This is a genomic window from Vibrio sp. 1249-1 (genome assembly GCF_033340495.1).
Window position 1 is genome coordinate 1 of sequence record NZ_JAWOWJ010001210.1, and the last position, 508, is coordinate 508.

Sequence of the window (508 nt, forward strand, 5' to 3'; positions counted from 1 at the left end):
GTGATTACGGCAATGTTCTGGTATGCACACAAGAACGGTCGTACCTTCTTCGGCGTTGCTGACTTTGTTGCGCCTCTTGTGCCATTTGGCTTGGGTATGGGCCGTATGGGTAACTTCATGAACAGCGAGCTTTGGGGGCGTGTAACAGACGTTCCTTGGGCTATCGTTTTCCCAAATGGCGGGCCTTTACCACGTCACCCATCGCAACTGTATGAAATGCTGTTAGAAGGCGTAGTGCTGTTTTTCATCTTGAACTGGTTCATCAAAAAGCCTCGCCCATTGGGTTCGGTATCAGGGCTATTTTTAGCTGGATATGGTACATTCCGCTTCTTAGTCGAGTTCGTTCGCGAACCGGATGCTCAGCTTGGTCTATTTGGTGGTTATATTTCGATGGGACAAATTCTATCAACGCCAATGATCGTGTTGGGTATTCTGATGATGGTTTGGGCTTACAAACGTGGTCTTTACCAAGACAAAGCTCAAGTTAAAACGAAGTAAGGTATTGGTG

General features: G+C 47.0%; 1 protein-coding gene. It reads left to right on the top strand.

The window, feature by feature from the left end:
• Positions 1–498 (top strand): prolipoprotein diacylglyceryl transferase (lgt, locus tag R7Z50_RS31315; protein ID WP_318150254.1); only part of this gene is annotated, 498 nt, incomplete at its 5' end.
• Positions 499–508: the final 10 nt, after the last annotated feature.